The following is a 12,916-nucleotide window of genomic DNA, read 5'->3' as shown; positions in this document are numbered from 1 at the left end:
CCGCGTCACTTCGCTTGCGCGCGGCGGAACCAGCGCCGCTCGATTCTCGACATCACCCAGCACACGCCCAGCGCACAGACGGTGCCGAGCGTCACTTCGCCGAGCCGCACCAGCGGGATGTCCCACAGCGGGCCGTTGCCCGGGAACAGCATCACGATCGTCGCGGTCACGCCGCCGAGCCGTGCCGCGCTGCCGACGTTCAGGCACCAGCAGCAGACGATCACGACCGCGACCGTGATCGCATACGTGACGAGGCGATCGCCGCCGACCGCCGCACCGGCGAAGCCCAGCATGCCGCCGACCATTGCGCCGATGAACTGGTCGCGCGACAGCGACATCGTGTCCGAGTAGTTGTGCTGCGTGACGGCGATCGCGGTGATCGCCGCCCATACGGCCTGCTCGGTATGCATCGCGCGGCCGATCGCATACGCGAGGCACGCGCCGCAGACGGCCTGGAGCGCCATCAGCCCGCCTTGCGCGAGCCGTTCGCTGAATGACAGCCCCTTGAACAGATCGAAGATCGACTGCTGGATTTGCTGGCGGGCTTCGTTGAGTGTCCTGATCGTATCCATCGTGAGTCGGCCAAGAAGCGGGTAACGGCGGCGCGCCGCGTTCAGTGCGCCTGTTCGGGCGAGGCGGCAGCCGGCTCGTCGGCCGCCGCCTCGCCGTTTGCGACACGCGTTTCGGGCATCACGAGCCAGACCAGCAGCACCGCGAGCGCGCCGGCGCCCGCGAGCCCGAAGAAGCTGACCGCGTTGCCGAAGTGATCGGCGACGTAGCCGGCCGCGGCCGTGCTGAGGGTCGCGCCGATTCCGGCCGCGAGCCCGAACAGCCCGATGCACAGGTTGTAGCGGCCCTTGCCGCCCGCGACGTCGGCCGCGATCAGCGGCAGCATCACGCCGAACACGGCGGCGCTGATGCCGTCGAGCATCTGCACCGGCACGAGCAGGTACGGGCTGCTCACGCCGGCGAACAGCAGCGCGCGCACGGGCAGCGCGGAGAAGCCGAGCAGCAGGATCGGCCGGCGCCCCCAGCGTTGCGCGGAGCGGCCGACCCACGGCGACAGCATCGCGACGATCGCCTGCGGCACGATGATGCACGCGGCGATCACGAGCTGCACGTTCTCGCCCATCCCGGCCGTGACTTCGCCGGCCGCGAGGTTCAGCATCGCCGCGTTCGACAGGTGGAACAGCACGACGCACGCAGCGAAGATCAGCATCCGGCGGTCGCGCAGCAGTTCGAGCAGCGTTTCGCGTTCGCCGGCTTCGTCGTGGTGATCGTCGGGCTTCGACGATTGCGGGATCACTTCGTGGGTCGGCTGGATCATCGCGAGCGCGAACAGCGCGGGCAGCGCCAGCACGGCGGTCAGCCAGAACACCGCGCGCGCGGAGAAGTATTCGCCGGTGAGCCCCATCAGGCCTGCCGCGACCGCACTGCCGATCGATGCCCAGCGCGCGTTGCGGCCGAGCCGGTCGCCGAGGTCGGCGCGGCCGACGAGCGAGAACGAGATCGCGGCCATCGCCGGCACGAGCATGCAGCTCGCGAAACCGTGGAACACCTCGGCGGCGATCACCGGCACGATCGTCGGGCTCGACGCGAGCAGCACCGCCGACAGGATGATGGCTGCGATCGCCCAGGCGGCCGCGCCTTTCTTGTTCTTCAGCGCATCGACGGCCGCGCCGCCCGGCACCTGGCTGACCATCGCGCTGATCGTGCCGATCGACAGCACCATGCCGATTTCGCCCTGCGTCCACTTGTGCGATGCGAGGTAGGACGCGATGAACGGGCCGAAGCCGGTTTGAACGTTTGCAACGAAGAAGTTGAGCCAGTCGAGGGACCGCAGACTGCGTACGCTGACGGAATGCTTGATCGTCATCGGGCAGCACTCGCAGAGGAAGCCGGGGCTGGCGCGACGGGCGGGTAGACCGCGACGACCGGCTTGTCGGCCGCGTAGGGCGGCGACGCCTTGATCTGCGCGTCGTTCAGGTCGAGCTGCGGGTGCAGCGCCTTGTCGCGCGTGACGAAGCGCAGCGCGCCCCAGCTCGCGGCGATCGAGCGGCGGTCGGTATTGACGAGGCCGCCGAGGTCGAGCACGACCGCCTGCGGCTGCGCGGCGCGGTCGATCAGCACGTCGACGATGCGGCCGATCTTCGTGCCGTTCGGGCGCTCGACGTCGCTGTCGAGCATCGGCAGCCGCGTCGCGGGCGACGCCGCGGCCGAACCCGACAGCGGCACGGCCTTCGGCCGCGCGGCCGGCGGCAGGTCGCCCGACGGCACGTCGAGCACGATCGGCTCCTGTTTGCCGCCCGGCGTGAAGCGGAACACGTTCCACGGGAAGACGACCTTGCGGTCGCCGACGCCCATGAAGCCCTGCAGGTTGACGACCATCTCGCGCGGCTTGCCGCTTCCGTCCACCACCATGTCGACCGCGCGACCGACCACCTTGCCGTTGCGGCGCGCGACTTCGCTGTCGAGCAGCGCGTGGATCTGGGTGCGGTCGAGCGGGCGCGTCGCGACGATCGGCGGGGGCGGCGGCGGTGGCGGTGTCGGCGATTCGGGCCGCTGCACGGGCTTCGGCCGCGTCACTTCGCGGTGCGGCTTCTTCGGTGCTTCCGGCGCCTCGGGTTGCGTCGGCGCCGGCACGGGCGGCATCGTCAGCGGCTCGCCGGCGGTTTCCTCGATGGGCTCGACGAGCGCCTCGCTGATCGGCGCGGGCGGGTTCTGGACCGGCAGCAGCCCGCAGCCGGACAGCAGCGCGACGGCGGCGAGAATCAGGAAGACCGTCGAGGACGGCAACGACTTGCGGGATGCGGGAAACGGAAGTCCGCCGCTCATTGACACTCACTCCATGGGTCGGGGGCGGCCCGAGGGCACGCGGCTGGCGATGGATGGCGGGTGCGGGCGGCGCACCACGCGAGGTGAGAGTTTAACGTGTCTTGCTTTCAGGACCGATTTCGACGGCTTGTCGCAGGCTGACCGTCGGGAAAAGGAAGGGATCGGTGGCGGGCGAGGTGAAGCGAAGCGTGGCGCCGCGGCGCCCGGTCATCGGCGACGATGCGGGCGCCGCGCATGGCCCGATGCGCGGCGCAGGAAACCGGAAGGTCAGGCGTCCGGATACCACGCGTCGGTGAAATCGCTGACCTTGACGTCCGTCAGTTCCGGACGGGCGGCCAGCCAGCCGCGCACGAGCTCGCGATCGGCGTCGGTCGTCGTGCCGCGCGGCGCGCCGGAGATCACGTAGGCGCCGATGCCTTCGTCCGCGGATGCGACGGTCATCAGCCCGTTCGCCTCGACGAAGTCGATGAACGCGTCGATCAGTTCGCCGCGCGCGAGATCGGTCATGTCGTTGCGGTAGTGCGCGGTGGCGTTGAACGCGAGTTCCTGGAACTCGCCGATATGGAGTTTCTTGCGCTGGCGGCGGTTGTAGCCTTGGCTCATGGTGGGTGATGAATGCGAAAAGGGGTGAATGAAAGGGCGGCGGCGGGCGCCGGCGCGACAGGCGCGAGCGGCCCGGGCACCGCATCCGGACGCCGCGCGGCGATGCCGGCGGCGCAGGGGCGGAGCGCTACATCAGCACGATATCGTACTGCTCCTGACTCAAATTCGACTCGACCTGCAGCGATACCGGCTTGCCGATGAAGTCGATCAGCATCGCGAGATGCTGCGACTCTTCGTCGAGGAACAGGTCGATCACCTGCTGCGCGGCGATCACGCGGAATTCACGCGGATTGAACTGCCGCGACTCGCGCAGGATCTCGCGCAGGATGTCGTAGCACACGGTGCGCGACGTCTTGACCTGGCCCTTGCCCTGGCAGGTCGGGCACGGCTCGCACAGCACGTGCGCGAGCGATTCGCGCGTGCGCTTGCGCGTCATCTCGACGAGCCCGAGCTGCGAGAAGCCGTTGACCGTCACGCGCGTGCGGTCGCGCGACAGCGCCTTCTTCAACTCCGACAGCACCGCGTCGCGATGCTCGGCGTTCTCCATGTCGATGAAGTCGATGATGATGATCCCGCCGAGATTGCGCAGCCGCAGCTGGCGCGCGATCGTATGCGCGGCCTCGAGATTGGTCTTGAAGATCGTGTCGTCGAAGTTGCGCGCGCCGACGTAGCCGCCCGTGTTCACGTCGATCGTCGTCATCGCCTCGGTCTGGTCGATCATCAGGTAGCCGCCCGACTTCAGGTCGACGCGGCGCGACAGCGCACGCTGGATCTCCGTCTCGATGTTGTACAGGTCGAACAGCGGCCGCTCGCCGGTGTAGTGGTGCAGCTTCGGGCTCACGGCCGGCGTGAACTCGCCCGCGAATTCCGCGAGGCGCTGGTACGTCTCGCGCGAATCGACCTGGATGCGCGTCGTGTCGTCGTTCGCGAAATCGCGCAGCACGCGCTGCGCGAGATCGAGATCCTGGTACAGCAGGCTCGTCGCCGGCAAGCGCTGCGCTTGCGCGACGATCGTCGCCCACGTCTTGCGCAGGTACGTGACGTCGCCGGCCAGTTCGTCGGAGGTCGCATCCTCGGCGATCGTGCGCACGATGTAGCCGCCTTTCTCGTCCGGCGGGATCACGGCCGTCAGGCGCGCACGCACGGCCTCGCGCTCGGCTTCGCTCTCGATCTTCTGCGAGATGCCGATATGCGGCTCCTGCGGCAGGTAGACGAGCGTGCGGCCCGCGATACTGACCTGCGTCGACAGCCGCGCGCCCTTCGTGCCGATCGGATCCTTGATCACCTGGACCATCAGCGTCTGGCCTTCGAACACGATCTTCTCGATCGGCTGGTGCGGCGTGCCCGACTGCGGTTCGCCGGCGAGGCGCGGATGCCAGATATCGGCGACGTGCAGGAATGCCGCGCGCTCGAGGCCGATGTCGATGAACGCCGACTGCATGCCCGGCAGCACGCGCACGACCTTGCCGAGATAGATGTTGCCGACCCGCCCGCGCGACAGCGTGCGCTCGACGTGAAGCTCCTGCACCGCGCCTTGCTGCACGAGTGCGACCCGCGTTTCCTGCGGCGTGAGGTTGATCAGGATTTCTTCGTTCATGGTGGGCTTCAGAAGGCGACACGCGCGGTGCGCAACAGCGCCGCGGTCTCAAAAAGGGGCAGACCCATGATACCCGAATGGGAACCGTCGATCCGCTCGATGAATTCGGCGGCGCGTCCCTGGATCGCATACGCGCCGGCCTTGCCGAACGGCTCGCCGGTTTCGACGTAACGCGCGTAGGCGTCGCGCGACGCGGCCGCGAAGCGTACCGACGAGCGCGACAGCGCGGGCGGCAGCAGTTCGCCGCCGGCATCGATCACGGCGACGGCGGTCAGCACCGCGTGTTCGCGGCCCGCGAGGCGCATGAGCATCGTGAGCGCGTCGTCCGCGTCGGCCGGCTTGCCGAGGATCGCGCCGTCGATCGTCACGGTCGTGTCGGCGACCAGCACCGGCGCGGCCGGCTTGCCGCTCGCGACGAGGCGCGCACGCGCGGCCTCGGCCTTCGCGATGGTCACGCGCCGCACGTAGGCGTCGGCGGCTTCGCCGGGCAGCTCGGCCTCGAGCGCTTCGGCATCTTCGTCGGGGCGCGGCAGCAGCAGTTCGAAGCGAACGCCGATCTGCTGCAGCAGCTCCTGGCGGCGCGGGCTTTGGGAAGCGAGGTAAAGGATCGGGAAAAGCGCGGGGGACGTGCTGGACGGCATGGTGTCGTTATCTCGGTGTGCGCGCGCGGCGCGCGTCTCGAGGACGACACGTCATGCGCGGTGGTAGGGGTGATTCTGCGTGATGCTCCACGCCCGGTAAAGCTGTTCGGCGAGCAGCACGCGCACCATCCCGTGCGGCAGCGTCATGCTCGAGATGCGCAGCAGCACGTCGGCGCGCGCTTTCAGTTCCGGATCGAGCCCGTCGGCGCCGCCGATCACGAACGCGACGTCGCGGCCGTCCTGCTGCCAGCCGGGCAGCGCCTGCGCGAGCTGCATCGTGGTCCAGTCGCGGCCGCGCTCGTCGAGCGCGACGAGGCGCGCACCCTTCGGCAGCGCGGCTTCGATCTTCTGCCGCTCGGCCGCCATCACGCTTTCGGCGCTGCGGCCGCCCGAACGCAGTTCGGGCTTGATTTCGCGCAACTCGATGCGCAGCTCGGGCGGCATCCGCTTCGTGTATTCGTCGAAGCCGGATGCGATCCAGCCCGGCATCTTGTGGCCGACCGCGAGGATGAAAAGCTTCATCGGAACACGCGTGACGGCTTAACGGCGGCGGGCGGCCGTCTTGCGCGCCGGGCGTGCGGGCGCGGCTTCCTCGTCGCCTTCGCTGGCCGTGGCAAAGCCGTTCGGGCCCTTGTCGCCGCCGAGCTTCATCCGCACGGGCTTGTCGCCCCAGATTTCCTCGAGGTTGTAGTACTGGCGCAGGGCCGGCTGCAGGATGTGCACGACCGCGTCGCCGCAATCGACCAGCACCCATTCGCCGGTGTCTTCGCCTTCGGAGCTGACGATGTCGCCGCCGGCTTCCTTGACCTTGTCGCGCACGCTCGAGGCGAGTGCCTTGGTCTGGCGGTTGGACGTGCCCGATGCGACGACCACGCGGTCGAACAGTTCGGTCAGGTGGCTGGTGTTGAACACCTTGATGTCTTGCGCCTTGACGTCTTCGAGGGCGTCGACGATCACGCGCTGCAGTTTGCGAATATCCATGGATTCAGGAATGGTAGAGGCGATGTTGAAGAATATAGGCCCATACGGCGGCCGGCACATGCTCGGCCGACGCATCGGGCATTTGCGCATGGCGCGCGATGCATTCGCGCAGGTGCGCGCGGATGTCGGTCGCGGCGATGTCGAACGAAAGGGTCGTATCGATCAGCAGGTGGCCGGCCGGCGTGGCCTTCAGCACGTCGGCGCCGGCCTGCCGCGCGGCGATTTCCCGCGCGACGTCCGGCGGCGCGGTGCCCAGGTCGAAACCCGGGCGCGTCGACACGCAGATGTGCGCGAAGTCGAACAGCTTGCGCCAGTCGCGCCACGTGTCGAGCCGCACGAGCTGGTCGGCGCCGATCAGCAGCGACAGCGAGGCATCCGCACCGATGCGCTCACGCCAGCGCGCGAGCGTCTCGACCGTGTAGGTCGGGCCGGCGTGCTCGATCTCGTCGGTGGCGACGGTCACGGTCACGCCCGGCAGGGACAGCGAGCCGGCGGCCGCGCGCGTCATCGCGAGCCGGTGCTCGGCGGCCGACACGTCGCGCTTCTGGTACGGCTGCCCGGCGGGCAGCAGCACGAGTTCGGTCAGGCCGAGCAACTCGGCGAACCGGCGCGCGAGCGCGAGATGGCCGTCGTGGATCGGGTCGAAAGTACCGCCCAGCAAGCCGATACGACGCGGCAGCGGGGCGGGGCGGGCGGTGGTGTCCAGAAACGCGTCCTTTCCTTGGGGCAGCGGGGCGCGCGGGCTCACACCCAGTCGCGCGGCACGATGAAGTCGCTGTACAGGCGCGCTTCGGGCGTTCCCGGTTCGGGCTGCCAGTTGTAGCGCCAGTTCGCGACCGGCGGCATCGACATCAGGATCGACTCGGTCCGGCCGCCGCTTTGCAGGCCGAACAGCGTGCCGCGGTCGAACACGAGGTTGAATTCGACGTAACGGCCGCGGCGATACGCCTGGAAGTCGCGCTCGCGCTCGCCGTACGGCAGCCCGGCGCGGCGTTCGACGATCGGCAGGTAGGCCTGCAGGAACGCATCGCCGACGCTTTGCATCAGGTCAAACGAGCGTTCGAAACCGGGCTCGGAGAAATCGTCGAAGAAGATCCCGCCGATGCCGCGCATTTCGTTGCGGTGCTTCAGGAAGAAATACTCGTCGCACCATTTCTTGAAGCGCGGGTAGAGTTCGGCGCCGAACGGGTCGAGCGCATCCTTGCAGGTCTGGTGGAAATGCCGCGCGTCGTCCTCGAAACCGTAAACGGGTGTCAGATCCATGCCGCCGCCGAACCAGAACACGGGCGCCTCGCCCGGTTTCGTCGCGATCAGCATCCGCACGTTCATGTGGACGGTCGGGCAGTACGGATTGCGCGGGTGCAGTACCAGCGACACGCCGAGCGCCTCGAAGCCGCGGCCCGCGAGCTGCGGGCGCGCCGCGCTCGCCGACGGCGGCAGCGCGTCGCCCGCGACGTCGGAAAAGCCGATCCCCGCGCGTTCGAACACGCGGCCGCCTTCGAGAATCCGCGTGCAGCCGCCGCCGCGCAGGCGTTCGGCCGGCCCGCGCTGCCACGTGTCGGTCGCGAGCGGCGTGCCGTCGAGCGCACCGAGCGCGTCGGCGATGCGTGTTTGCAGGCCCTGGAGGTACGTGCGCACGCGCGCCACGTCGTAGGTCGAATCGGTCATGTCTGGACTGGGCGCCCCCGCCCGAAGCGGGGGCCGTAAAAAAGGCCTCTGCCGGGCATTCTATCGAACCCCGGCAGAGGAGCCGCCGCCGCGCGGGGGCGGGGCGGCGATTGCGACGTCACGCGCTCTTGCGGTTGAGCGCGCGGAAGCCGATGTCGCGGCGGTACTGCATGCCTTCGAAATTGATCTGGTTGATCGTGTCGTACGCATGCTGCTGCGCTTCGCGCACGGAATCGGCAAGGCCGACCACGCACAGCACGCGGCCGCCGGACGTCACGAGCTTGTCGCCGTCGCCGAGCGTGGTGCCCGCATGGAACGTCACGGCCTGCTCGGTCTCGGCCGGGATCCCGTTGATGCGGTCGCCCTTGCGCGGCGCGTCCGGATAACCGTGCGCGGCCAGCACGACGCCGAGCGCGGTGCGACGGTCCCAGTCGAGCTCGACCGTGTCGAGCGTGCCCGCGATCGCCTGCTCGACGACCTTCGAGAAATCGCTCTTCAGGCGCGCCATGATCGGCTGCGTTTCCGGGTCGCCCATCCGGCAGTTGAACTCGAGCGTGCGCGGATTGCCGTCCTTGTCGATCATCAGGCCCGCGTACAGGAAGCCCGTGAAGCGGATACCGTCCTTCTCCATCCCGCGCACGGTCGGCATGATGATCTCGCGCATCACGCGTGCGTGCATCTGCGGCGTGACGATCGGCGCGGGCGAATACGCGCCCATGCCGCCGGTGTTCGGGCCGCGGTCTTCGTCGAGCAGGCGCTTGTGGTCCTGGCTCGAAGCCAGCGCCAGCGCGTGCTTGCCGTCGACCATCACGATGAAGCTCGCTTCCTCGCCGTCGAGGAATTCCTCGATCACGACGCGCGCGCCGGCATCGCCGAGCTTGTTGCCCGACAGCATCATGTCGACGGCTGCGTGCGCTTCTTCCAGCGTCATCGCGACCACGACGCCCTTGCCGGCCGCGAGGCCGTCGGCCTTCACGACGATCGGCGCACCCTTCGCGTCGATGTACGCGTGGGCGGCGGCCGCGTCGGCGAAGGTTTCGTAGTCGGCCGTCGGGATGCCGTGGCGCTTCATGAACGCCTTCGCGAAATCCTTCGAGCTTTCGAGCTGCGCGGCTTCGCGGGTCGGGCCGAAGACCTTCAGGCCGCGTGCGCGGAACAGGTTGACGATGCCGGCCGCGAGCGGTGCTTCCGGCCCGACGAGCGTGAACGCGACGCCTTCGCTTTCCGCGAAATCGGCGAGTGCGTCGAGCGACGTGATATCGACGTTCTTCAGACGCTCGTCCTGCGCCGTGCCGCCATTGCCGGGCGCGACGTAGACCATCTGGACGCGCGGCGACTGCGCGAGCTTCCACGCCAGCGCATGTTCGCGGCCGCCGGAACCGACGACGAGTAGTTTCATGGGATTCCCCGCAGACTAGAAAACAGGGCGGCCGGCACGCTCAGGCGCGCCGGCCGCGGAATCGGTCGGGCCGCCGCCCGCGACAGGCGAGCGGCGGCCGGCATCTCATTCCTCGACGATGACGGCGTTCGTGTACACGTCCTGCACGTCGTCGAGGTTCTCGAGCGCGTCCAGGAGCTTCTGCATCTTCGCCGCGTCGTCGCCGGTGAATTCGACTTCGTTCTGCGGCTTCATCGTCACTTCGGCGAGTTCGGCCTTGAAGCCGCCGGCTTCGAGCGCGTCCTTCACCTTCGAGAATTCCTGCCAGTCGCACAGCACTTCGATCGAGCCGTCGTCGTTCGTGTTCACGTCGTTCGCGCCGGCTTCGAGCGCGGCTTCCATCAGCGCGTCTTCCGACGTGCCGGGCGCGAACAGGAACTGGCCGACGTGATCGAACATGAACGCGACCGAGCCGTCGGTGCCCATGTTGCCGCCGAATTTCGAGAAGGCGTGGCGAACTTCCGCGACCGTACGCGTGCGGTTGTCGGTCAGCGTGTCGACGATGATCGCCGCGCCGCTGATGCCGTAGCCTTCGTAACGGATCTCTTCGTAGTTCGCGCCGTCCGCGCCGCCGACGCCGCGATCGATCGCGCGCTTGACGTTGTCCTTCGGCATGTTCGCGTCGGCCGCCTTGTCGACCGCGAGGCGCAGGCGCGGGTTCGAGTTGACGTCGCCGCCGCCGAGGCGCGCCGCGACCTGGATTTCCTTGATCAGGCGGGTCCAGATCTTGCCGCGCTTCGCGTCGGCCGCTGCCTTCTTATGCTTGATGTTGGCCCATTTCGAATGACCAGCCATACCTTTCTCCGTGCCCGGGCGCGCGGCGCGGGCGATTGTTTCAGTGTGTCGTTGAGTCGGCGGCCGTGTCGGCGGGCATGAAGCCGCGGGGCCGCGCGTATCGAGTGGATCGTGATTTTATCACGCGGCGACCGCCGGTTCGGGGCCGCCGCGCCTGGCCGAACGGCCGGGCAGGCCGTCGCGGACCGGACCGCGCGCCGCGCGGCCGTGCGGGCACTCAGTTCTTGGTGCCGAACAGGCGGTCGCCCGCGTCGCCGAGGCCCGGCACGATGTACGCGTGCTCGTTCAGGTGCGAATCGAGCGACGCGACGAACAGCTTCACGTCCGGATGCGCGTCCTGGAACACCTGGACGCCCTCGGGCGCGGCGACCAGCGCGACGAACATGATGTTCGCGGCCGGCACGTTGCGGCGCTTGAGCACGTCGACCGCATGCACGGCCGAATAGCCGGTCGCGACCATCGGGTCGCACAGGATGAAGATGCGGTCCTCGAGGTCCGGCAGGCGCACCAGGTACTCGACCGGGCGGTGATCCTCGGCGCGATACACGCCGATGTGGCCGACGCGTGCGGACGGCACCAGGTCGAGCAGGCCGTCCGACATCCCGATGCCCGCGCGCAGCACGGGCACGATCGCGAGTTTCTTGCCCGCGATCACGGGCGCGTCGACCGCCACCAGCGGGGTTTCGACCCGTTTGGTCGTGATCGGCAGGTTGCGGGTGATCTCGTAGCCCATCAGCAGCGTGATCTCGCGCAGCAGTTCGCGGAACGTGCGCGTGGACGTGTCCTTGTCGCGCATGTGCGTGAGCTTGTGCTGGATCAGCGGGTGATCGGTGATGAAGAGGTTCGGGAAACGGCTGTCCTGTTTCATGACGGAGGCGCCTTGGCGGCAAAAGGGGATCGGGGCGGCGGCGGGCGAACGCCGGCCGCCGCTTATGGCCGCAATTTTACCAAGGCGCGCCGCATGATCCGGATATTATCGACGTCTCACGACAATCCGCGCGCCGCGCCCGCCCGTTCGCCCGCCCACCGGCGCGGCGGGGCCGTCCCGGCGCGCGTCGCCACCAGGGAGTCGACGATGGATCTCGGTATCGAAGGAAAGACCGCGCTCGTATGCGCGGCGAGCAAGGGGCTCGGTCGCGGCTGCGCGGAAGCGCTGGCCGCCGAGGGCGTGAACCTCGTGATCGTCGCGCGCACGCGCGACACGCTGGAGGAAACCGCGGAGGAGATCCGCGCGGCGTCGAACGTATCGATCACCCCGGTCGCGTGCGACATCACGACGCCGGAAGGCCGCGCGGCCGCGCTCGCCGCGTGCCCGCAACCGGACATTCTCGTGAACAATGCCGGCGGCCCGCCGCCCGGCGATTTCCGCGACTTCTCGCACGACGACTGGATCCGCGCGCTCGAGTCGAACATGCTGACGCCGATCGAGCTGATCCGCGCGACCCTCGACGGGATGATCGCGCGCCGCTTCGGCCGCATCGTCAACATCACCAGTTCCGCCGTGAAGGCGCCGATCGACGTGCTCGCGCTGTCGAACGGCGCGCGCTCGGGGCTGACCGGCTTCGTCGCGGGGCTGTCGCGCAAGGTCGCGGGCCAGGGCGTGACGATCAACAACCTGCTGCCGGGGCTGTTCGACACCGACCGGATCGCGACCACGCTCGCCGCCTCGGCGCGGGCGCAGGGCGTGACGGTCGACGACCTGCGCGCGCGGCGCACGAAGGACATCCCGGCCGGCCGCCTCGGCACGCGCGCCGAATTCGGCGCGGCGTGCGCGTTCCTGTGCAGCGTGCATGCCGGCTACATCACCGGGCAGAACTGGCTGCTCGACGGCGGCGCGTATCCGGGCACGTTCTGACGCGCGGCTTTTCGATTCACGATCACGACAACAACCGGACGACGAAGGAACTGGAGATGAGCAAACCCCGCATCGCATTGATTGCGCACGACGCGAAGAAGGACGAGATCGTCGCGCTCGCGGGCGAATACCGCGCGACGCTCGCGCAATGCCGGCTGGTCGGGACGGGCACGACGGGCGGCCGCATCGCGGCCGCGCACGGGCTCGAGGTCGAGCGCAAGCTGTCGGGCCCGCTCGGCGGCGACCTGCAGATCGGCGCGGAACTGGCCGAGGGCCGCGTCGACATCGTCGTGTTCCTGCGCGACCCGATGACCGCGCAGCCGCACGATCCCGACATCACCGCGCTCGTGCGCGCGTGCGACGTGCACGACGTGCCGGTCGCGACCAACGTCGCCACCGCGCGGATGCTGCTCGACGATCTGGCGCGCACCATGCAGGACGTGTGCTAGGCGTGGGCCGCGCCCGATTGCCCCTGCCGGCGGCAGGGCCATGCACGCACGGCG

At 68.9% G+C, this 12,916-nt stretch carries 15 protein-coding genes; 2 read left to right on the top strand and 13 right to left on the bottom strand.

Annotated elements, in window-relative coordinates; translation table 11 throughout:
- Positions 1 to 5: 5 nt before the first annotated feature.
- From VXM69_RS14250 to upp, 13 genes are all read right to left on the bottom strand, one after another.
- Entirely contained in the window at positions 6 to 572 is a 567-nt protein-coding gene (locus VXM69_RS14250) for an FUSC family protein (RefSeq protein ID WP_034190759.1), read from the bottom strand.
- Between the two features lie 41 nt (positions 573 to 613).
- Positions 614 to 1,876 (bottom strand): MFS transporter, encoded by a 1,263-nt coding sequence (locus tag VXM69_RS14245; protein WP_034190760.1) that lies wholly within the window; start codon positions 1,874 to 1,876, stop codon positions 614 to 616.
- Positions 1,873 to 2,835, bottom strand: a complete 963-nt coding sequence (locus VXM69_RS14240; protein ID WP_367189771.1) for a PRC-barrel domain-containing protein — start codon at positions 2,833 to 2,835, stop codon at positions 1,873 to 1,875. Before VXM69_RS14240 ends, VXM69_RS14245 begins: the two co-directional genes overlap by 4 nt.
- A 267-nt stretch (positions 2,836 to 3,102) precedes the next feature.
- Positions 3,103 to 3,438: a YggL family protein gene (locus VXM69_RS14235; RefSeq protein ID WP_367189770.1), complete on the bottom strand. Its 336-nt coding sequence runs from the start codon at positions 3,436 to 3,438 to the stop codon at positions 3,103 to 3,105.
- A 127-nt stretch (positions 3,439 to 3,565) separates the two neighbouring features.
- Positions 3,566 to 5,035, bottom strand: coding sequence for a ribonuclease G (gene rng / locus VXM69_RS14230; RefSeq protein ID WP_034190763.1), 1,470 nt, complete (start codon positions 5,033 to 5,035; stop codon positions 3,566 to 3,568).
- Between the two features lie 8 nt (positions 5,036 to 5,043).
- Complete coding sequence (locus VXM69_RS14225; protein ID WP_367189769.1) at positions 5,044 to 5,676, bottom strand: nucleoside triphosphate pyrophosphatase; 633 nt, start codon at positions 5,674 to 5,676, stop codon at positions 5,044 to 5,046.
- A 51-nt stretch (positions 5,677 to 5,727) separates the two neighbouring features.
- Entirely contained in the window at positions 5,728 to 6,198 is a 471-nt protein-coding gene (gene rlmH, locus VXM69_RS14220; RefSeq protein WP_006484265.1) for a 23S rRNA (pseudouridine(1915)-N(3))-methyltransferase RlmH, read from the bottom strand.
- Positions 6,199 to 6,216: 18 nt separating this feature from the next.
- Positions 6,217 to 6,657, bottom strand: coding sequence for a ribosome silencing factor (gene rsfS / locus VXM69_RS14215; RefSeq protein WP_367189768.1), 441 nt, complete (start codon positions 6,655 to 6,657; stop codon positions 6,217 to 6,219).
- A gap of 4 nt (positions 6,658 to 6,661) precedes the next feature.
- Positions 6,662 to 7,387, bottom strand: coding sequence for a nicotinate-nucleotide adenylyltransferase (locus VXM69_RS14210; RefSeq protein WP_226104024.1), 726 nt, complete (start codon positions 7,385 to 7,387; stop codon positions 6,662 to 6,664).
- A gap of 14 nt (positions 7,388 to 7,401) precedes the next feature.
- A complete protein-coding gene (gene hemF / locus VXM69_RS14205; protein ID WP_034190766.1) occupies positions 7,402 to 8,325 on the bottom strand; it encodes an oxygen-dependent coproporphyrinogen oxidase in 924 nt (307 codons plus the stop codon).
- 118 nt (positions 8,326 to 8,443) lie between these two features.
- Entirely contained in the window at positions 8,444 to 9,724 is a 1,281-nt protein-coding gene (gene purD, locus VXM69_RS14200; RefSeq protein ID WP_034190767.1) for a phosphoribosylamine--glycine ligase, read from the bottom strand.
- Positions 9,725 to 9,829: 105 nt separating this feature from the next.
- A complete protein-coding gene (locus VXM69_RS14195; RefSeq protein WP_034190768.1) occupies positions 9,830 to 10,558 on the bottom strand; it encodes a YebC/PmpR family DNA-binding transcriptional regulator in 729 nt (242 codons plus the stop codon).
- 217 nt (positions 10,559 to 10,775) lie between these two features.
- Positions 10,776 to 11,426: a uracil phosphoribosyltransferase gene (gene upp / locus VXM69_RS14190; RefSeq protein WP_006478229.1), complete on the bottom strand. Its 651-nt coding sequence runs from the start codon at positions 11,424 to 11,426 to the stop codon at positions 10,776 to 10,778.
- A gap of 207 nt (positions 11,427 to 11,633) precedes the next feature.
- On the opposite strand from upp, the gene VXM69_RS14185 reads away from it, so the two are divergent.
- The gene (locus VXM69_RS14185) at positions 11,634 to 12,413 is read left to right on the top strand and encodes an SDR family oxidoreductase (RefSeq protein ID WP_034190769.1); all 780 of its coding nucleotides are present in this window, start codon (positions 11,634 to 11,636) and stop codon (positions 12,411 to 12,413) included.
- Between the two features lie 56 nt (positions 12,414 to 12,469).
- Positions 12,470 to 12,862 carry a methylglyoxal synthase gene (locus VXM69_RS14180; RefSeq protein ID WP_034190770.1) on the top strand — a complete coding sequence of 131 codons (393 nt, stop codon included), beginning with the start codon at positions 12,470 to 12,472 and terminating at the stop codon, positions 12,860 to 12,862.
- Positions 12,863 to 12,916 lie beyond the last annotated feature (54 nt).

It is taken from the genome of Burkholderia sp. Ed8, from assembly GCF_040761425.1.
GTDB classification, from domain to species: Bacteria; Pseudomonadota; Gammaproteobacteria; order Burkholderiales; family Burkholderiaceae; genus Burkholderia; species Burkholderia seminalis.
Note: the sequence above shows the minus strand (reverse complement) of the source record. Positions and strands in the feature narration are given on the sequence as shown.